Source organism: Maribacter sp. Asnod2-G09 (genome assembly GCF_045063795.1).
In the GTDB taxonomy this organism is placed as follows: domain Bacteria; phylum Bacteroidota; class Bacteroidia; order Flavobacteriales; family Flavobacteriaceae; genus Maribacter.
The window spans coordinates 882,001-900,284 of sequence record NZ_JBEFOA010000004.1 but is presented as its reverse complement, the minus strand read 5'-3'; the positions used below and the strand labels follow the sequence as shown (position 1 = coordinate 900,284).

The following is an 18,284-nucleotide window of genomic DNA, read 5'->3' as shown; positions in this document are numbered from 1 at the left end:
TACCTTTATTCCATGAAAGTATTGATAACAGGTGCTACAGGTTTAGTGGGGAGCGAGTTGGTATCTCAATGCCATGAAAAAGGTTATGCCGTTAACTACCTTACCACACGCAAAAGCAAAATTGTTTCTGAAGATAATTATCAAGGTTTCTTTTGGAATCCTAAGGCTGGTGAAATAGATGCCAAATGTTTAGATGGTGTTTCTGTCATTATTAATTTGGCAGGTTCTAGTATATCTAAACGTTGGACGAGTAGTTATAAGAAAGAAATTATAAATAGTAGGGTTAATACTTTAGAGTTGCTAAGGAGTGCGCTTTTAGCGAATGAAAATCATACCGTAAAATCACTTATCTCTGCATCTGCAATTGGTATTTATCCCGATTCGGTAAGTAATTATTATACCGAAGATGAAGCTGCTGTTGATGATAGTTTTTTAGGAGAGGTTGTTGCTATTTGGGAGAAGAAAATTAATGAATTTAAACCCTTAGGATTAAAAGTTGCTAAGGTGCGTATAGGTCTTGTAATGTCTAAAGATGGAGGTGTGTTACCAGAAATGGCAAAACCGGTCAAGTATTATGTAGGTGCTGCTTTTGGTTCTGGTCAACAATGGCAATCTTGGATTCACATAACAGATTTGGCAGCTATTTTTCTACATATAACAAAGTATGAATTAAAAGGTACATTTAATGGTGTTGCGCCAAACCCTGTAACTAATGTCAAGCTTGTAAAAGAAATTGCGAAAGCATTAGATCAGCCACTTATATTACCAAATATTCCGAAGTTTGTCATGTATACCGTACTTGGTAAAATGGCATATATCTTATTTGCAAGTCAGCGTGTAAGCAGTAAAAAAATTGAAGAAGAAGGTTTTATTTTTCAATACGCGAATATTTGTCAAGCACTCGGGTCAATTTATGATACAAATGCAGCGTGTGTTGATTCTAAAAATAAAGCGACAAAACAATTTGTGTCGTAAAAGGTTAAACTATTTGTCAGCTATAATTAAATCCGCTTTTGGCGGATTTTTTTTTAAACTTTTGTGACATTTTGACATTTTTAAAGAATTGGCAGTACTTTTGCCTGCTTTTAATCAGCGATTTAAATTACAATAAATTATGAGTGATAAAGAAAACACTTTGGATGATGAATTCTTGGAAGATGAGCTATTAGAAGGTCAAGAGCAAGAACAAAAGCTAGAGAATGAAGAGGAAGAGGAAGAAAAGTCGGTAGAAGAAACGCTTAGCGATGAACTAGCGAAAGAGAAAGATAAGTTTTTAAGGTTGTTTGCAGAATTTGAGAATTATAAAAGACGTACTTCTAAAGAGCGTATGGAGTTGTTTAAGACTGCAGGGCAAGAAGTAATTGTTTCATTGTTACCAGTTTTAGATGATTTTGATAGAGCTATGAAAGAATTGGCAAAATCAGAAGATAAAGAGACTTTTACCGGTATCGAGCTAATTAATGTTAAGCTTAGAGAGACTTTAAAGGGTAAGGGCTTGGAGATGGTCGAAGCAAAGGCAGGTGATGTTTTTGATGCAGATATACATGAAGCAATAACTCAAATACCAGCACCTGACAAGAAGATGAAAGGTAAAATTATCGACGTTATCGAAAAAGGATTTAAGTTGGGCGACCGTATTATCAGGCATCCAAAAGTAGTAGTAGGAAATTAAAAAATTGGAATGAAGGAAGATTATTATGAAGTATTAGGCATCAGTAAGAGTGCAACTGCTGCAGAAATAAAAAAAGCATACCGTAAAAAGGCATTGCAGTATCACCCTGATAAAAATCCGGGAGATAGTTCTGCCGAAGAGAAATTCAAGAAATCTGCTGAAGCTTATGAAATATTAAGTGATGCCGATAAGAAAGCTCGTTACGATCAGTTTGGTCATTCTGCCTTTGAAGGCGGCGGTGGCGGCGGTTTTGGCGGCGGCGGTATGAATATGGATGATATCTTCAGCCAATTTGGCGATATTTTCGGTGGCGGTTTCGGCGGCGGAGGCTTTGGTGGCTTCGGCGGTGGCGGTGGTCAACGAAGAGTGAAAGGAAGTAATCTTCGTATTAGGGTAACATTGACCTTAGAAGAGATTGCAAATGGTGTAGAGAAAAAAGTTAAGGTAAAACGAAAAGTTCAAGCCGAAGGGGTTACCTATAAAACTTGTACCACTTGTAATGGTAGAGGACAGGTGACAAAAATTCAGAACACGATACTTGGTAGAATGCAAACAGCAGCTGTTTGTAGTACTTGTGGTGGTAGTGGTCAAATTTTAGATGGTAAACCTGGCGATGCAGATGCACAAGGACTTAAAGTTGCTGAAGAAACCGTGTCTATTAATATACCTGCAGGTGTAGAAGAAGGTATGCAATTGAAAGTACCAAATAAAGGGAATGATGCTCCAGGTAACGGAGTGCCAGGAGATTTATTAGTTGCCATAGAAACCCAAGAGCATAGCACTCTTAAAAGAGAAGGTGATAATTTACATTATGATCTTTACGTAAGTATTTCTGAAGCTGTTTTAGGAACATCAAAAGAAATCGATGCCGTTGGTGGTAAAGTTCGTATTAAGCTAGAAGCAGGTATTCAGTCTGGTAAAATATTGAGACTTAGAGGTAAAGGTATTACAAGTTTAAATGGTTATGGTGCTGGTGATATATTGGTACATGTAAATGTTTGGACACCTAAAGAATTGAATAAAGAACAACGAGAGTTCTTTGAGAAAATGCAAGGCAATGATAATTTTGAGCCTAAACCAGAGAAATCTGATAAGTCATTTTTTGAAAAAGTTAAAGATATGTTCTCGTAAGTTCTAAATAATTTGTTTTTAAATAAAAAACGTATATTTGAGATAATATTGGGCAACCAATATTAATTTTCTTTTTCATAGCAATTTTTTTCCCATCCTTGATTTATCGAGGGTGGGTTTTGCTTTTTAGGGCAAAACGGTTTTTACTTTAAAAGCTTTATAATTGGTATTCTATAAAGGAATCATAAAGAGTATAGCTAGTCAAAACAATTCAATATCTTTGTAGAAATTGAGTACATGAGTCATATTTTGGTTGCTAATGATGTCACCAAACAGTTTGGGAGCCATACGGCATTGAAGAACGTTTCCCTTGAAATTCCTAAGAATAGCATCTACGGTTTACTTGGACCAAATGGGGCGGGTAAGACTACGCTAATTCGTATCATAAATCAAATTACATATCCTGATAAAGGTGCCGTTTATTTTGACGGTGAGCTACTTAAGCCAGAACATATTGCGCAAATAGGCTATCTGCCTGAAGAACGTGGTCTTTATAAAAGCATGAAGGTTGGCGAGCAGGCACTTTATTTAGCCCAGTTAAAAGGGCTGTCTAAAGCTGAAGCTAAAAAGCGTCTAAAATATTGGTTCGAAAGATTGGAGATCGGCGATTGGTGGAACAAAAAAATTCAGGAGCTATCTAAAGGTATGGCACAAAAAATACAGTTTGTAGTAACTGTATTGCATGAGCCTAAATTGCTAATTTTCGATGAGCCTTTTAGTGGTTTTGATCCTATCAATGCCAATATTATTAAAGAACAGATTTTAAGTTTAAAAGATAATGGCACATCTATTATATTCTCAACACATAGAATGGAGTCTGTAGAAGAGTTGTGTGAATATATTGCGCTGATCCATAAATCAGAGAAAATATTAGACGGTAAATTATCTGACATCAAAAAAGCATACAAAAACAATATTTTTGAAATTGGATTAGAAACAGCTAATGAGCAGTTGCTGCTAACTGAAATGCAAGATAAATTTCAAGTGCTATCTCAAGATTATGATAGTATTGAAAAACAGTTGAACCTAAGGGTGCAATTACCTACAAATGAATCTAGAGATATTTTAGCCTTTTTAGGTTCACGAGCTAACGTAAATGGTTTTAAAGAAACGATTCCGTCGGCAAGTGATATTTTTATAAAGACCATTCAAAATAAAAATATCGACAATGAATAAATTACCACTTATAATTAAAAGGGAATACATAGCTAAGGTGCGTAATAAGTCGTTCGTGGTTATGACTTTTTTGAGTCCTTTTTTAATGGTAGGCATGATATTATTGATAGCATACCTAACCCAATTAAATGATACTGAAAAAAAGGTCATAGGGGTCTTAAACGAAAGCGGCTATTTTGCGAACGAGTTTGTAACCTCAGAAGTTACTTCTTATATCAATTTTAAAGATATCTCTTTAGAACAGGCAAAAGACTCGACAGTTAGTTTAGGGTTTTATGGTCTAATTTATTTGCCTAACGAATCTAATTTAGAGCAAGTAGCGCAAAGAGCTTTCTTTTATAGTAAAGATGCGCCGAGTGCTACCGTTTTAGATAAGTTAGAAAGTTCTATTACAAGTAGATTACGGCAAGAAAGATTACGTGAACTAGGCATGTCACCAAAAGAATATGCTGAAATGGATCGCGGCTACAATATAAATATTGAAACTTTTGATGGCCTACAGAATATAAAAGGCATCAATGAGATAAAAGCGATTATTGGGGGTGCATTTGGCTACCTTATTATGATGTTCATTATTATTTATGGTGGCTTTGTAATGCGAAGTGTTATCGAAGAGAAAACTAGTAGAATTATCGAGGTTATTATATCATCTGTAAAACCTTTTCATTTAATGATGGGTAAGATTATTGGTACTTCATTAGCTGGTATAACGCAATTTGCAATTTGGATTGTGTCAGGTGCTATTTTGCTATTTATTGGTTTAGCTATTTTTGATATAGATCCTGCCAGTTTAACGAAAGGTGGTGGTGTTGCACCTGGTATGGCTAATACTGCAAATGTAGATGTAGATGCTCTTACCCAAAATATTCAACTATACGCTCAAGAAATATTTGAACTGCCCATTTTTGCTATGTTGTTTTTTTTCATTGTTTATTTTATTTTGGGGTATTTGATTTATAGTTCTATTTACGCCGCTATTGGTGCAGCTGTAGATAATGAGACAGATACACAACAGTTTATTTTTCCAGTTATTCTACCATTAATGTTGGCTATTTATGTAGGTTTCTTTTCTGTATTTAGCAATCCTAATGGTCCAATAGCTGTTGCATTTTCTCTATTCCCTTTGACATCGCCTATAGTAATGTTAATGCGTTTGCCTTGGGGTATTGGTGAAGGTGGTGTACCTGTATGGCAATTGATAACATCAATTGTAATATTAATAGGTACTTTTATTGGTATAGTATGGGTAGCTGCAAAAATATATCGTGTAGGTATACTTATGTACGGTAAAAAACCTAGCTATAAAGAATTGTATAAGTGGCTTAAATACTCATGATGATTCAAGAAAGTACAGAGACCATTAAGGAAATAATCGAGGATGATATTTGGGGAACTATTAAGAAATTTTTAGACCTAGGTTATCATTTCGGGGAAGGTGATAAATCAATAAATATAACCATAGGGTTATTATTATTACTTACCGTAGCTTTTTTATTGACCAGTACTATTTTGCAGGCAGTACGTAGGTTTTTTACAAGAAAAATGGAAGCGGATGATAAGCTGAAGTTTATCAGCATATTTAAGTTTATAAAGTATTTGGTATATGTTATCGTGATACTTTTTACCATGAGTGCCGCGGGTATAAATATTACCATTTTAATTACGGCATCTGCAGCCTTGTTTGTCGGACTTGGATTAGCCTTACAAGAGATTTTTCAAGATATTATAGGTGGAATTTTTATCATTGTAGACAAATCGCTGAGAGTAGGCGATATTATTGAAATAGATAATAAGGTCGGTAAAGTTTTTGAAATTAAACTAAGAACGACTAGGGCGATTACAAGAGATGATAAGGTGATTATTATACCTAATCATAAATTCATCAGTGATATCGTTTATAACTACACGCAAAATCATAAGACTACAAGAGAATTGGTACGTGTTGGTGTGGCTTATGGTAGTGATATTGAATTGGTGACTAAAATACTTTTAGATGTGGTTAAATCGCAAAGAACTATTTTAAAGAGTCCAAAACCATTTGTCATCTTTGAAGATTTTGGTGATTCTGCTTTAGTTTTTGCTGTTAACTTTTACATTACAGATAGTTTTACGGATCCACGTGTAAAAAGTGAGGTACGCTATAAGATTGATGCTGAATTTAGAAAGCATAAAATATCTATTCCTTTTCCGCAAAGAGATGTTCATTTGTATCAACAGGGTCCATTTCAACATAGCAATGTGTCAAATTCAGAGAATAATGAGAAAGCATAGTTGGGTTGTTCTTTCCGTATGCTTGTTGTTTTTTGCTATTAATTCGGTAATAGCGCAAACACCAGATGTCTTTAGGCTAGAGTACATGTTGATGCCAGAAAATAGTGGCGAGGTTGAAACATCGCGTATAAAGTTGGTGTTGAACGTGCCAATTGCGGTGCGAGATAAGAAAGATTTTTTGGTTCTTGGTGCAGAGTATAATCGCTACAACTTTGAGGTCCCAGATGATTTATTTCCTAATTCTAATGACTTAAGCAAATTTCACGTATTAGATGTGAACTTGGCATATATGTATAAGTTGACCGAGAGCTGGCGCTTAATAGGTGTGGTAACCCCAAGATGGTCTACTAATTTTGTTCAAGAATTACAGAACGAAGATTTTAATATGAACTACACGTTAGGAGCATATAAAAATGTAAAAGATGTAGATAAACCGTATATGTTAGTTTTGGGTATTTCATATAATGGTACTTCTCCAATAGATATTCCTTTACCATTTGTGTATTTCGAAAAACGATTTCATCCAAACTGGGCATATACGATAGGGGCACCAAAATCTGGCATGAAGTACTTTACCAAAAAGGGGCATTTCTTTCAGACTGAAATATTTTTAGATGGGTATTATGTAAATATTCAAAACGATATTTTGTTACCTGGTAATAATTTATCTACAGATGTTTCTTCTACGGCATTGTTATTGACAATAGGTTACCAGTATAAGATAACGAAGGATATGTCCGTTTACTTTATAGGCGGTCGTTCTATTTATCAAAATAGTGCGTTGCGTAACGAAGAAAGAGATGATATTTTCACTTTAAACGATGCCTCGGGTCTATATTTTAGAACAGGAATAAGAATAGGAATTTAAAAAGTAGTTATGTCAAAAATATTAGTAATAGAAGATGAAGCAGCAATTAGAAGGGTATTGGTCAAAATTTTATCCGAAGAAAACGATACATATGCTGTAGAGGAAGCCGAAGACGGATTAAAAGGTATTGAGACTATAAAGAATAATGATTATGACTTGGTGCTTTGCGACATAAAAATGCCAAAAATGGATGGTGTTGAGGTGCTTGAGGCTGCTCGAAAAATTAAACCTGAAATTCCTTTTATAATGATATCTGGTCATGGGGATTTAGATACTGCCGTAAATACAATGCGTTTAGGTGCTTTTGATTATATCTCAAAACCACCAGATTTAAATAGATTACTTACTACTGTTAGAAATGCCTTAGATAGAAAAGTATTGGTCGTTGAGAACAAAAACTTGAAGAAAAAGGTCAGTAAGAATTATGAAATGATTGGTGAGAGTAGCGAGATAGATACGATCAAAGATATGATCGAAAAAGTTGCGCCTACCGATGCTCGTGTTTTAATCACTGGTTCTAATGGTACCGGTAAAGAGCTTGTTGCGCATTGGTTACATGAAAAAAGTGCTAGAAGCGCAGGTTCATTTATTGAAGTAAACTGTGCTGCTATACCGTCAGAATTAATTGAGAGTGAATTATTCGGTCACGTTAAAGGTGCTTTTACTTCTGCAGTGAAAGATAGAGCTGGTAAGTTTGAAGCAGCAAATAAAGGAACCATATTCTTAGATGAAATAGGGGATATGAGCCTTTCTGCACAAGCAAAGGTATTAAGAGCATTACAAGAAAGTAAAATATCGCGTGTAGGTACAGATAAAGATATAAAAGTTGATGTTCGTGTTCTAGCGGCTACGAACAAAGATTTAAAGAAGGAAATTGAAGAGGGTAACTTTAGAGAAGATTTATACCACAGACTTGCGGTTATTCTTATTCAAGTGCCTAGTTTAAATGACCGACGAGACGATATACCCTTATTAATTGAGCATTTTTCTAAGAAAATTGCCGCTGAGCAAGGTATGGCCGGTAAAACTTTTTCTGATAAAGCTATTAAACTATTGAAAGCATATGACTGGACAGGAAATATTCGTGAACTAAGAAACGTTGTCGAGCGTTTAATTATTCTTGGTGGCCAAGAAGTATCAGAAGATGATGTAAAGTTGTTTGCCAGTAAATAATTAATTAAACTTATTTAGCCGCAGAGCAATCTCCAATTTTGGTTAGGGCTTCTGCGGTTATTTCTTTAGTACGCAGATTGTAATATTTACTACCCTCAGAAATATCTGATTTCAGCAGCTGAGCTTCACATTCATCGAAAATTTTTGTTGCAAAAGCAGTAGCATCTTTACAATTTACACTTTGAACAACCTTGTCTAATGAAATACGATATTTTTCTAATGAAGTGTCAATGGTTTCAAATAGGTCTTTTTTGTTACTGGTATTTGCTACAGATGTTTTGTTTACCGAAGCATTGGTGTTTACAGAAAGCTCATCATTAGCATATGCACTTTCGTGAGTATCGTGAGACTCTAATACTAGAATTGTCTTATTTGTTAGTTCTATAGATGCATGTAAATAGTTGATTGTACCTTCTAAAGTCGTAGATTTTGTTGCAAGTGAAAGTACCTCCATGTTTTCTAACATGCTTTCTTTTGCATATTTGCAACCGCAAACATTTAATTGTTTTTTAGATTTTTCTAAAGCACTTAGCGCTTTGTAAGCATAAAATCGTGCCTGATTAATATCTTGAGTACGTAAAGCAGCGTTTATTTGAGATTTTGCATAACCCATATTAGAATTAGCATATTCACACTCTACATTCATACCGAATGCGGATAAGGACAGTAGTGCAATTGCACAGAAAAAAAAGATATTTTTCTTCATAAGTAGGTAATTTAGGTGCAAGATTTGGGATCTTACACGGATAAATTTAGATGCTTTACCTTGTTGAAAATATTATTTTCGATACAATACACTTCAATCACGATAAACGGAATTTGTGAGAATAGTATTACTTATCTTTTAGTGCCGAATTAGTATTCATTAATATTAAATTTTATATTTCAGAATGGATAAAATAAAAGTAGACAATTATAGTACCAATAAAAACTTTAAAATCTCTGATTATGAGACTTTTGAAGATTTTGGTAAGTCAGATAAAGAACTTAAAAAAGAATTATCAAAAATTAGAAGAGAGTTAGGCGAGTTTCAAGATACTATTTATGCCCATGGTAAATATAGTATACTGGTATGTCTACAAGGTATGGATACTGCCGGTAAAGATAGTTTAATACGCGAGGTGTTTAAAGATTTCAATGTTAGTGGTGTTGAGGTTCATAGTTTTAAAGTGCCTACAGAATTAGAGCTGAGTCATAATTACCTATGGCGTCATTATTTAGTATTACCGGCGAAAGGTAAATTCGGCGTTTTTAATAGAACCCATTATGAAAATGTTCTGGTTACTAGAGTGCACCCAGAATATATATTGAACGAACATATACCTGGTATACATACGGTAGAAGATATCGATCAAAAATTCTGGGATAAAAGATTTGAACAAATCAATGACTTTGAGCGTCACCTTGCTGAAAATGGGACTTTAATTTTTAAATTCTTTCTTAACCTTTCAAAAGAAGAACAACGTCAACGTTTGTTAAGAAGACTTGCGTTAAAAGAGAAACATTGGAAATTTTCACCTGGCGATTTAAAGGAGCGTAAATTGTGGGACGAGTATCAACACTGCTACGAAGAAGCGATATCTAAAACCACTCACGATCATGCACCATGGTTTGCGGTACCTGCAGATAATAAAAAGGCAACACGTATAATTATAGCATCTATTCTATTAGAATCGTTAAAAAAATACAAAGATATCAAAGAGCCTATGTTGAGCGATAAAATAATGGCTAATTTAGACAGCTATGAAGAACAACTACAAGGTGAATAGTAAACTTGCTTTATTTTTTGTAATTGCTTTCGCATATGTGGGGCTTTCACAAAATACAGACGAAGAACAAATAAAGAAACTTTATGATACAGCGCTGACCGAAGGTACTGGTTATGATTGGCTGAACTATTTGTCCAATCAAATTGGTGGGCGACTTTCTGGGTCGATTCAGGCGCAGCAAGCTGTAGATTATACAAAGGCTCAATTAGATTCTCTAGGTATTGATAAAGTCTGGTTACAACCGGTAATGGTGCCTAAATGGGTAAGGGGAACACCAGAATTTGCTTATTTTGAAACAAACCCAGGTACCACTACTAATGTTGCCATTTGCGCAATTGGTGGTTCTGTGCCAACTCCTTCCAGAGGTATTAAGGCAAACATTATAGAGGTTGAGGGTATTGAACAACTAGCATCTTTAGGTAAAGACAAAATTCAGGGAAAAATAGTGTTCTATAACAAACCGATGGACGCTACTCAGATAAATACCTTTACTGCCTATTCTAACTGTGTAGACCAACGCTATGCTGGTGCTTTAGAAGCTTCTGAGTATGGGGCTGTAGGTGTTATTGTGCGTTCAATGAATCTTCGTTTAGACGATTACCCTCATACAGGGTCAATGAGTTATGGCGAACAAGCAGAATCTGAAAGAATTCCTGCTGCGGCGATTAGTACAAATGCTGCTGAATTATTGAGCACTTCTTTAAAATTGAATCCTGACATCAATTTTTATTTTAAACAGAGTTGTAAGCAGTTTAATGATGTTGAATCATATAATGTTATCGGAGAAATTAGAGGAACAACAAAACCTGAAGAGGTTATCGTGGTAGGCGGACATTTAGATTCTTGGGATTTAGGCGATGGTTCTCATGACGATGGTGCTGGTTGTGTTCAAAGTATGGAGGTTTTAAATCTATTCAAGAAAACAGGTTATAAGCCAAAACGTACCGTAAGGGTTGTTCTATTTATGAACGAAGAGAATGGTCTAAGAGGTGGTAATAAATATGCTGAAATTGCAAATGCCAAAAATGAAAAGCACATATTCGCACTAGAGAGTGATTCTGGCGGATTTTCTCCTCGCGGATTTACTTTTGATAGTTCTGATAAAGATTTCGAAAAAGTACTAGAATGGAAACCTCTTTTTGAACCCTACTTTGTACACTATTTTGAAAAAGGATATAGTGGGGCAGATATTGGTCCGTTGAAAAAAGTAGGATTAGTATTGGCGGGTTTACGACCAGATTCTCAACGCTATTTTGATCATCACCATGCAGAGAACGATACATTCGAACATGTTAATAGACGCGAACTGCAATTAGGTGCTGCATCGATGGCTAGTTTAATATACTTAGTAGATAAATACGGATTTTAATCTCTGTCACTTCATCAACAATAGTAAAGTAATCAATTTCTGGTTTTGGAAGTAACGAAATGTTCAAATCGTTAAATTTCTTTACCTTTGTCAGATATAAAAAAAACAATAATGGAAGACGGAATTTACGCCAAGTTCAATACAAATAAAGGCGAAATACTAGTAAAATTAACTCACGATAAAACTCCTGGTACGGTAGGTAACTTTGTAGCCTTAGCAGAGGGTGATAAAGAAAATAGTGCTAAAGGTAAAGGTGAGCCATATTACAATGGTTTAAAATTTCATAGGGTTATTCCAGATTTTATGATTCAAGGTGGTTGTCCTCAAGGTAGAGGTACTGGTGACGCCGGTTATAAATTTGATGATGAATTTCACCCAGAATTAAAGCATGATGCACCTGGTGTACTTTCAATGGCTAATTCTGGCCCAGGTACTAATGGTAGTCAGTTTTTTATTACGCACGTACCAACACCTTGGTTAGATAATAAACATACTGTTTTTGGTAAAGTTGAGTCTGGTCAAGATGTCGTAGATGCTATTGCACAAGACGATGTTATAGAATCTTTAGAGATTGTACGAGTTGGTGATGCGGCTAAGAAATGGGATGCATTAAAAGCTTACCAAGATTTCAATGCTTCTGGTGAAGCGAGATTAGCTGATGAAAAAGCAAAGCAAGATGCTGAGCTTGATAAAATAGCAGCAGGATTTGATGCTACGCCATCAGGACTTCGTTATAAAATGATTCAGAAAGGTGATGGAGCTAAAGCTGTAAAAGGTGAAAAAGTTTCTGTACACTACGAAGGTTCTCTATTAGACGGTCAGGTTTTTGATTCGTCTTACAAGCGTAATTCTCCTATAGATTTTCAATTAGGTATCGGTCAGGTTATACCAGGTTGGGATGAAGGTATTGCTTTACTTCAAGTAGGCGATAAGGCACGTTTTGTAATTCCTTCTGATCTAGCATATGGATCTGCAGGAGCAGGCGGAGTAATACCACCAAATGCTACACTGATCTTTGATGTAGAATTAATGAAAGTAGGTTAAGCAACCTACATATTTTAAATACTAATGAAACACCTATATCATATGATATGGGTGTTTTTTTGTGATTACTTTTTACGAGTAATGAAACTGCCTAAGAGCAAAATGATATTTACTATCATTAAAACTAAAAATACGGTCAAAAATGTGGTCATAAATACATGGTATAAGGTCGTGGAACCATTCTTGTTTAATCAATAGATATGTATTTATATAAAAGGTTGCGTTTAAGTTGAACAAATTTTTAAAAAAATAAAAGGCATAAAAAAACCCGAACCATTTGGTTCGGGTTTTATACTATAAAAAAGTTAAGTCGTTACCTAGTCAATTACCTTCACATTAACGGCGTTTAATCCTTTTTTACCTTGTTGTAGTTCAAATTCTACAACATCACCTTCACGAACTTCATCGATTAAGCCAGAAATGTGTACAAAATGATCTTCGTTTGAACCATCTTCAGTGATAAATCCGTAACCTTTAGAATCATTGAAGAATTTTACTGTTCCTTTACTCATAATAGAAAAATTAAATATTAATTAAAGAGCGAAGATAGTTTTTTTTTGTTTAAAAACTTAAATTCTTGTACGTTATCTTAAGGTTAACAATTTTTATCTAATGTATTGAGAATGAACTTGTTTTTAGACCTATGCAGTAGGGTCTGGTGTCATTCTCAAATATGGTTTAACCTCTGTAATTCCCTTTGAAAAAATATTTTTCGCATCGGCGGTAGATATTGCCGGACTCACAACTACATCTTTGCCATGCTCCCAGTTTGCTGGTGTTGCAACCTTATGGTTTGCTGTAAGTTGTAAGGAATCTATTACTCTCAGTAGCTCATAGAAATTTCTTCCTGTAGATGCTGGGTAGGTTAATGTCAGTTTTACAGATTTGTCTGGTGCAATAATAAATACAGAACGTACCGTAAGATTATTATCTGCATTTGGGTGGATCATATCGTATAAATCAGATACTTTCTTGTCCTCATCTGCAATTATCGGGAAATTTACGACTGTATTTTGTACTTCATTAATATCCTTGATCCATTCTGCATGTGAAGCTGCACCATCAACACTTAGTGCAATCATCTTAACATTTCTCTTGTCAAACTCATCTTTGAATTTAGCCGCCGTACCTAGTTCGGTAGTACACACAGGAGTGAAATCTGCAGGGTGAGAAAATAATATTCCCCAACTGTCACCTAGGTAATCGTACAAATTAATAGTGCCCATTGAGCTATCTGCTGTGAAATTTGGTGCTTTGTCACCTAAACGTATTGTTGCCATAATGATATGATTTTGTATGTTTATTTTAATATCCTATAAAATTAGTAGATTATATAATGTTGTGCATAGGTTTTAGGTTAAAAGTCTATTAAAATTTTCTACTTTTAGTTTATGGAAGAATTAGAAAAATTAAAGTATCCGATCGGGCATTTTGAATGTCCTGAAAATATTTCAAAAGATGATATTGCAAATTGGATAAATGTATTGGAAACATTGCCTAAACGTTTGTCAAACCTTGTACATAATTTTTCTGATGAACAGCTAAATACTCCTTACCGCGAAGGCGGATGGACGGTTAGGCAAGTAATACACCATATGGCAGATAGTCACCACCATAGTTATACCCGTTTTAAATGGGCATTGACAGAGAATAGACCGCTTATTAAAGTTTATGAAGAAAAGTTGTGGAGCGAACTTATAGATGCCAAAACAGCACCAATTTCTTTATCGCTTTCTTATTTAACAGCTTTGCATGCGAAGCTGGTTTATTTATTGAATCACCTTGAATCTGCAGATTTTGAAAAAAGTTATATTCACCCAGAAGGGAGTGTTAATGTTTCTGTGGCAGAAAATATTGGTAAATACGCATGGCATAGTAATCACCACTTTGCGCACATAGAAAATTTGGCTTTAAGTAGAGGTTGGTAAAACGCCTAAATATCTTTTCTAAGCAAATACATGGGTTTTTCTTCTTCAATAACATTGTTGAACGGTACTTGCGTGTTCGCAACAATTGAGAAAGAATGTGATAAATAGAAGGGTAGTGCCAATCCTTTTTGCATTGACTCTAAAAAAATCGCCTTTTTAGAATGATCTGTAGCAATTTTTTCAACAAATTTTAAGGTTTTGGAACCTATACCTTTACCCGAAAATTCGTTAAGAATATAGATTTTATCAAGATATAAAGCATCAGCCTTGCTATAATCTTGTAGTTGTTTACCTAATGTAATTTTTAATATACCTACGTAGTCAGAGTTTAACTTTATCAGATATAAAGCGGTGTCTTCGTCTTCCTCTTCATGTAAAAGTACTTCTTTGGTAAAACTATTTTTAATATAGGTAGTTGTCTCATCATTAGGCCAAAGATGCGTGTAATGTTGATTATAGGCTTTTGTACCTATTTCAATATACGTGCTGTAAAGTTCTGGCTTCAGAGGTGCAAACTGAATATCATTTTCCATAATTCAAAAAAACTACTAGAATTAAGCGTTAGATTTCCATTTAATATTGCAGCCTATACTTGGTTTTTGAACAGGATTAATTTCTTCTCCCTTTATAAGGTTCTCAATGGCACTTCTAAGGTCTTTACCTGTTAACGGCAATCCGTTCCCTGGTCTAGAATCGTCTAATTGACCTCTGTAAACCAATTTTAATCCTTCGTCAAAAAGAAAAAAATCTGGTGTACAAGCAGCGTCATATTTTTTGGCTACCGATTGGTCTTCATCATATAAATAAGGGAAGGTATAATTTTCGGCTTTTGCTTTTATTCTCATGAACTGAGGGTCATCTTCTGGGTACTTTTCTACATCATTACTAGATATGGCGATAAAGTGAACACCCTGCTTCTGGTATTCTAAAGCGATTTTAGTAATTTCAGGATTTACATGAATAACAAATGGGCAATGGTTGCAAATGAACATGATTACTGTTCCTTTACTACCATTTAAAGCGTGAAGATTCATGGTTTTTTTGCTAACCGTATCTAACAGACTAAATTCTGGAGCAACGGTACCTAATGCTAACATTTTGCTTTCTGTTCTTGCCATATCAACTAATAATTTATGGTACTAAGTTAACGATTATATTAAGCTTACCTTTTCTTTATAGTATTCATAAACTTTATAAAATACTAATATGGAAAATTCATATATTTCTTTATCCATCGCAATTAAAGCATTACAAGAAGAAGGTTATACAGAAGATTTTAATTTATGTGACGCTGGTGTAGAAAACAAAAGCAAGAAGCATATTCATAATGCTACTGAATTAGACGTGGTAAAATTCTATCGTTTTGAAGGTATGAGCAACCCCGATGATAATACCATTTTATATGTTATTGAAACGAGTACCGGTGAAAAAGGCTTATTAGTTGATGCATACGGCATGTATGCTGGTAATGTACCCAAAGATTTGATAGAAAAGCTTAAATTGAGCTAATGGAAGAAACAATTACGTGGCAAGATTTTAGTAAAATTGACATGAGGGTGGGCACTATAGTAGCTGCTTTAGATTTCCCGGAGGTCCGAAACCCTTCGTACAAGTTACATGTAGATTTTGGTGATGAGATTGGGATTAAAAAAACATCTGCTCAGATAACTGAAAGGTATAAAAAAGAGGATCTTATCGGTATTCAAGTTACTGCAGTAGTTAATTTTCCCAAAAAACAAATTGCCAATTTTATGAGTGAATGTCTTATATTAGGTGCTGTAGACAATAGTTCAGTGGTGCTTCTTCAACCTCAAATGAAAGTGCCAAACGGATTAAAAATTTCCTAATTTTTTGACTGATAATATCTTAGATAACATTCATATTAATTTTGATTCAGGTTCATTATGGATTATGAACCTTGTTTTAAGTTTGGTAATGTTTGGCGTGGCCTTAGAAATATCAATATCAGATTTTAAACCTTTATGGTCAAAACCGAAGGCATTACTAGTAGGTTTATGTAGTCAATTTCTTGTATTGCCGGCATTGACTTTTTTATTGGTATTTGTCATTGAACCTTTACCAAGCATTGCTTTGGGTATGTTTATGGTAGCTGCTTGCCCAGGCGGTAATATTTCTAATTTCATATCTTACCTATCTAAAGCAAATACGGCATTATCTGTTAGCCTTACTGCCATTGCTACTATGTTAGCGGTTGTTATGACTCCCTTAAATTTTCATTTTTGGTCTATGTTTTATGAGCCAAGTGCGGGTCTTATTCAAGACATTTCTATAGCACCTATAGAAATGATAAAATTGGTTTTTCTATTATTAGGACTGCCTTTAATATTGGGTATGTATGTCAATTATAAAAAACCAAAAATAGCTTTGAAAATAGCTAAAAAGCTAAAAGTAGTATCCTTAGTGTTTTTTATCTGTCTGGTATTTATCGCATTATATAATAACCGCATCATCTTTATGGACTATATTTTTTATGTCTTTTGGATTGTTTTAATTCATAATCTAGTTGCATTTTCTACGGGATACAGCCTTGGGCGAATTTTTAAATTATCTGAAGATAGTCTTCGGTCCATAACCATAGAAACAGGAATACAGAATTCTGGATTAGGATTATTGTTGATTTTTACTTTTTTCGATGGATTAGGTGGTATGGCGCTTCTTGCTGCCTTTTGGGGTATTTGGCATATTGTTTCTGGTTTAATTTTGGCTGCTTTTTGGAATAGAAAATCAGTTGCTAAAGAGACAATAGCGTGAGTGGATTTATATATTCATTAGTGAAGTCTGTGGTGAAAACCGGACTCTATGGCTATCATAAGAAAATTCATATTTCTGGGTTAGAGCATATACCCAAAGAGAAACCGGTAATGTTTTTGCCTAATCATCAAAGTGCTTTGATTGATGTATTGCTAATTGCTACAGACTGTAATAGACAACCCTATTTTCTAACCCGTTCAGACGTTTTTAATGGCAAACTGCTAAAACGTATGTTCTCTTATTTTCAAATGCTACCAATTTACAGAATGCGAGATGGTAGAGATACGCTTTCTAATAACGATGCAATTTTTAATTCATGCGCAGAAATTTTAAGTAGGGGAGAAGCATTGCTTTTGTTTCCTGAAGCGAATCATAATCTTAAACGTAGTGTGAGACCATTGAGTAAAGGTTTTACCAGAATACTCTTTAGAACTTTTGAAATGTACCCAGAGTTAGATGTTCAGTTGATTCCTGTTGGGTTTAATTATAAACATGCAGCCCATTTTCCAGATGAGGTGGCTATTTGTTATGGAAAGCCAATTTCGGCAAGAAGTTTATTTGATGAGAATGATTTGAATACATCTGTCATTACTATTAAAAATGAGATTTCTACGAGTCTAGAACAACTAACGACTCATATTCCAAGTAATGTTGATTATGATGCCATTTTAAATAAGTTAAAGTCAGAAAAGGTCGATTTCCTTAATCCTACTGCAGTCAACGAAAAGATAAAGATGTTGACCCAGCAAGGTGTCGATAGTTCAGTTGATCCTGCTTCAGAAAAGCAAGGTTTCAGTATGTTCAAATGGATATTCACATTGCTAAATTTCCCTATAGTATTAATTTGGAAATTATGGTTGAAGTCAAAAGTACCCGAAGATGAGTTTATGGGTACTTTTAGGTTTGCGTTTGCAATGATATCTTATCCTATTTATATACTCTTATTATTTACAGTTATTGCTTTTGTATTTACGCCATGTATCGCAGTAATGAGTATCTGCATTATCACTTTACTGAATGTTGGGTTGGTGAAGTATGGTTTGCGTTAATAATCAAATATCCTCAAAATAAAAACGACCCTTAAAAAAGAGTCGTTGATTTTTAAAAGATA

At 34.6% G+C, this 18,284-nt stretch carries 21 protein-coding genes; 16 read left to right on the top strand and 5 right to left on the bottom strand.

What is annotated here, in order from left to right; translation table 11 throughout:
• Positions 1–12 precede the first annotated feature (12 nt).
• The 8 genes from ACJJVT_RS10940 (at position 13) to ACJJVT_RS10905 (ending at position 8,291) form a co-directional block, all read left to right on the top strand.
• On the top strand, positions 13–975 hold the full coding sequence (locus ACJJVT_RS10940; RefSeq protein WP_405398625.1) for a TIGR01777 family oxidoreductase: 963 nt from the start codon (positions 13–15) through the stop codon (positions 973–975).
• A 139-nt stretch (positions 976–1,114) separates the two neighbouring features.
• Entirely contained in the window at positions 1,115–1,672 is a 558-nt protein-coding gene (locus tag ACJJVT_RS10935; protein WP_405398624.1) for a nucleotide exchange factor GrpE, read from the top strand.
• Positions 1,673–1,681: 9 nt separating this feature from the next.
• Complete coding sequence (gene dnaJ / locus ACJJVT_RS10930) at positions 1,682–2,803, top strand: molecular chaperone DnaJ (RefSeq protein WP_303598073.1); 1,122 nt, start codon at positions 1,682–1,684, stop codon at positions 2,801–2,803.
• A gap of 237 nt (positions 2,804–3,040) precedes the next feature.
• Positions 3,041–3,979: an ABC transporter ATP-binding protein gene (locus ACJJVT_RS10925; RefSeq protein WP_405398622.1), complete on the top strand. Its 939-nt coding sequence runs from the start codon at positions 3,041–3,043 to the stop codon at positions 3,977–3,979.
• A complete protein-coding gene (locus tag ACJJVT_RS10920; RefSeq protein WP_405398620.1) occupies positions 3,972–5,315 on the top strand; it encodes an ABC transporter permease in 1,344 nt (447 codons plus the stop codon). The genes ACJJVT_RS10925 and ACJJVT_RS10920 overlap by 8 nt, the downstream gene beginning before the upstream one ends.
• Positions 5,315–6,250, top strand: coding sequence for a mechanosensitive ion channel family protein (locus ACJJVT_RS10915; RefSeq protein ID WP_405398619.1), 936 nt, complete (start codon positions 5,315–5,317; stop codon positions 6,248–6,250). Before ACJJVT_RS10920 ends, ACJJVT_RS10915 begins: the two co-directional genes overlap by 1 nt.
• The gene (locus ACJJVT_RS10910) at positions 6,237–7,118 is read left to right on the top strand and encodes a DUF6268 family outer membrane beta-barrel protein (RefSeq protein WP_405398618.1); all 882 of its coding nucleotides are present in this window, start codon (positions 6,237–6,239) and stop codon (positions 7,116–7,118) included. The genes ACJJVT_RS10915 and ACJJVT_RS10910 overlap by 14 nt, the downstream gene beginning before the upstream one ends.
• A gap of 9 nt (positions 7,119–7,127) precedes the next feature.
• The gene (locus ACJJVT_RS10905; RefSeq protein WP_405398616.1) at positions 7,128–8,291 is read left to right on the top strand and encodes a sigma-54-dependent transcriptional regulator; all 1,164 of its coding nucleotides are present in this window, start codon (positions 7,128–7,130) and stop codon (positions 8,289–8,291) included.
• A 10-nt stretch (positions 8,292–8,301) separates the two neighbouring features.
• Here ACJJVT_RS10905 and ACJJVT_RS10900 read toward each other — a convergent pair whose 3' ends face one another.
• Complete coding sequence (locus ACJJVT_RS10900) at positions 8,302–8,997, bottom strand: hypothetical protein (RefSeq protein ID WP_405398615.1); 696 nt, start codon at positions 8,995–8,997, stop codon at positions 8,302–8,304.
• Between the two features lie 184 nt (positions 8,998–9,181).
• Between ACJJVT_RS10900 and ACJJVT_RS10895 the strand changes: the two genes are divergently transcribed.
• From ACJJVT_RS10895 to ACJJVT_RS10885, 3 genes are all read left to right on the top strand, one after another.
• Entirely contained in the window at positions 9,182–10,060 is an 879-nt protein-coding gene (locus ACJJVT_RS10895) for a PPK2 family polyphosphate kinase (RefSeq protein ID WP_405398614.1), read from the top strand.
• Positions 10,035–11,429, top strand: a complete 1,395-nt coding sequence (locus tag ACJJVT_RS10890) for a M20/M25/M40 family metallo-hydrolase (protein WP_405398612.1) — start codon at positions 10,035–10,037, stop codon at positions 11,427–11,429. The genes ACJJVT_RS10895 and ACJJVT_RS10890 overlap by 26 nt, the downstream gene beginning before the upstream one ends.
• A 111-nt stretch (positions 11,430–11,540) precedes the next feature.
• Entirely contained in the window at positions 11,541–12,473 is a 933-nt protein-coding gene (locus ACJJVT_RS10885; RefSeq protein ID WP_405398610.1) for a peptidylprolyl isomerase, read from the top strand.
• A 317-nt stretch (positions 12,474–12,790) separates the two neighbouring features.
• Here ACJJVT_RS10885 and ACJJVT_RS10880 read toward each other — a convergent pair whose 3' ends face one another.
• On the bottom strand, positions 12,791–12,985 hold the full coding sequence (locus ACJJVT_RS10880) for a cold-shock protein (RefSeq protein ID WP_027064347.1): 195 nt from the start codon (positions 12,983–12,985) through the stop codon (positions 12,791–12,793).
• Between the two features lie 129 nt (positions 12,986–13,114).
• Complete coding sequence (locus ACJJVT_RS10875) at positions 13,115–13,753, bottom strand: peroxiredoxin (protein WP_405398609.1); 639 nt, start codon at positions 13,751–13,753, stop codon at positions 13,115–13,117.
• A 111-nt stretch (positions 13,754–13,864) separates the two neighbouring features.
• On the opposite strand from ACJJVT_RS10875, the gene ACJJVT_RS10870 reads away from it, so the two are divergent.
• On the top strand, positions 13,865–14,401 hold the full coding sequence (locus tag ACJJVT_RS10870) for a YfiT family bacillithiol transferase (RefSeq protein WP_405398607.1): 537 nt from the start codon (positions 13,865–13,867) through the stop codon (positions 14,399–14,401).
• Between the two features lie 5 nt (positions 14,402–14,406).
• Here the strand turns inward: ACJJVT_RS10870 and ACJJVT_RS10865 are convergent, their stop codons facing one another.
• Together ACJJVT_RS10865 and ACJJVT_RS10860 are read right to left on the bottom strand one after the other, a co-directional pair.
• The gene (locus ACJJVT_RS10865; protein WP_405398605.1) at positions 14,407–14,934 is read right to left on the bottom strand and encodes a GNAT family N-acetyltransferase; all 528 of its coding nucleotides are present in this window, start codon (positions 14,932–14,934) and stop codon (positions 14,407–14,409) included.
• A gap of 21 nt (positions 14,935–14,955) precedes the next feature.
• Positions 14,956–15,519, bottom strand: coding sequence for a thioredoxin family protein (locus ACJJVT_RS10860; protein ID WP_405398603.1), 564 nt, complete (start codon positions 15,517–15,519; stop codon positions 14,956–14,958).
• 88 nt (positions 15,520–15,607) lie between these two features.
• Here ACJJVT_RS10860 and ACJJVT_RS10855 point away from each other — a divergent pair, with 88 nt between their 5' ends.
• Genes ACJJVT_RS10855 through ACJJVT_RS10840 form a run of 4 tightly spaced genes read left to right on the top strand, consistent with a single transcriptional unit; the run spans position 15,608 to position 18,222 of the window.
• Entirely contained in the window at positions 15,608–15,910 is a 303-nt protein-coding gene (locus ACJJVT_RS10855) for a phosphoribosylpyrophosphate synthetase (RefSeq protein ID WP_324023260.1), read from the top strand.
• On the top strand, positions 15,910–16,248 hold the full coding sequence (locus tag ACJJVT_RS10850) for a tRNA-binding protein (protein ID WP_405398602.1): 339 nt from the start codon (positions 15,910–15,912) through the stop codon (positions 16,246–16,248). Before ACJJVT_RS10855 ends, ACJJVT_RS10850 begins: the two co-directional genes overlap by 1 nt.
• 4 nt (positions 16,249–16,252) lie before the next feature.
• A complete protein-coding gene (locus tag ACJJVT_RS10845) occupies positions 16,253–17,173 on the top strand; it encodes a bile acid:sodium symporter family protein (protein ID WP_405398600.1) in 921 nt (306 codons plus the stop codon).
• A complete protein-coding gene (locus ACJJVT_RS10840; protein WP_405398599.1) occupies positions 17,170–18,222 on the top strand; it encodes a lysophospholipid acyltransferase family protein in 1,053 nt (350 codons plus the stop codon). The genes ACJJVT_RS10845 and ACJJVT_RS10840 overlap by 4 nt, the downstream gene beginning before the upstream one ends.
• Positions 18,223–18,284: the final 62 nt, after the last annotated feature.

Bases quoted from the DNA above. Each gene is read 5' to 3' on its own strand.
- ACJJVT_RS10940 (WP_405398625.1), top strand. From the start codon at position 13: ATGAAAGTATTGATAACAGGTGCTACAGGTTTAGTGGGGAGCGAGTTG.
- ACJJVT_RS10935 (WP_405398624.1), top strand. From the start codon at position 1,115: ATGAGTGATAAAGAAAACACTTTGGATGATGAATTCTTGGAAGATGAG.
- dnaJ (WP_303598073.1), top strand. From the start codon at position 1,682: ATGAAGGAAGATTATTATGAAGTATTAGGCATCAGTAAGAGTGCAACT.
- ACJJVT_RS10925 (WP_405398622.1), top strand. From the start codon at position 3,041: ATGAGTCATATTTTGGTTGCTAATGATGTCACCAAACAGTTTGGGAGC.
- ACJJVT_RS10920 (WP_405398620.1), top strand. From the start codon at position 3,972: ATGAATAAATTACCACTTATAATTAAAAGGGAATACATAGCTAAGGTG.
- ACJJVT_RS10915 (WP_405398619.1), top strand. From the start codon at position 5,315: ATGATTCAAGAAAGTACAGAGACCATTAAGGAAATAATCGAGGATGAT.
- ACJJVT_RS10910 (WP_405398618.1), top strand. From the start codon at position 6,237: ATGAGAAAGCATAGTTGGGTTGTTCTTTCCGTATGCTTGTTGTTTTTT.
- ACJJVT_RS10905 (WP_405398616.1), top strand. From the start codon at position 7,128: ATGTCAAAAATATTAGTAATAGAAGATGAAGCAGCAATTAGAAGGGTA.
- ACJJVT_RS10900 (WP_405398615.1), bottom strand. From the start codon at position 8,997: ATGAAGAAAAATATCTTTTTTTTCTGTGCAATTGCACTACTGTCCTTA.
- ACJJVT_RS10895 (WP_405398614.1), top strand. From the start codon at position 9,182: ATGGATAAAATAAAAGTAGACAATTATAGTACCAATAAAAACTTTAAA.
- ACJJVT_RS10890 (WP_405398612.1), top strand. From the start codon at position 10,035: ATGAAGAACAACTACAAGGTGAATAGTAAACTTGCTTTATTTTTTGTA.
- ACJJVT_RS10885 (WP_405398610.1), top strand. From the start codon at position 11,541: ATGGAAGACGGAATTTACGCCAAGTTCAATACAAATAAAGGCGAAATA.
- ACJJVT_RS10880 (WP_027064347.1), bottom strand. From the start codon at position 12,985: ATGAGTAAAGGAACAGTAAAATTCTTCAATGATTCTAAAGGTTACGGA.
- ACJJVT_RS10875 (WP_405398609.1), bottom strand. From the start codon at position 13,753: ATGGCAACAATACGTTTAGGTGACAAAGCACCAAATTTCACAGCAGAT.
- ACJJVT_RS10870 (WP_405398607.1), top strand. From the start codon at position 13,865: ATGGAAGAATTAGAAAAATTAAAGTATCCGATCGGGCATTTTGAATGT.
- ACJJVT_RS10865 (WP_405398605.1), bottom strand. From the start codon at position 14,934: ATGGAAAATGATATTCAGTTTGCACCTCTGAAGCCAGAACTTTACAGC.
- ACJJVT_RS10860 (WP_405398603.1), bottom strand. From the start codon at position 15,519: ATGGCAAGAACAGAAAGCAAAATGTTAGCATTAGGTACCGTTGCTCCA.
- ACJJVT_RS10855 (WP_324023260.1), top strand. From the start codon at position 15,608: ATGGAAAATTCATATATTTCTTTATCCATCGCAATTAAAGCATTACAA.
- ACJJVT_RS10850 (WP_405398602.1), top strand. From the start codon at position 15,910: ATGGAAGAAACAATTACGTGGCAAGATTTTAGTAAAATTGACATGAGG.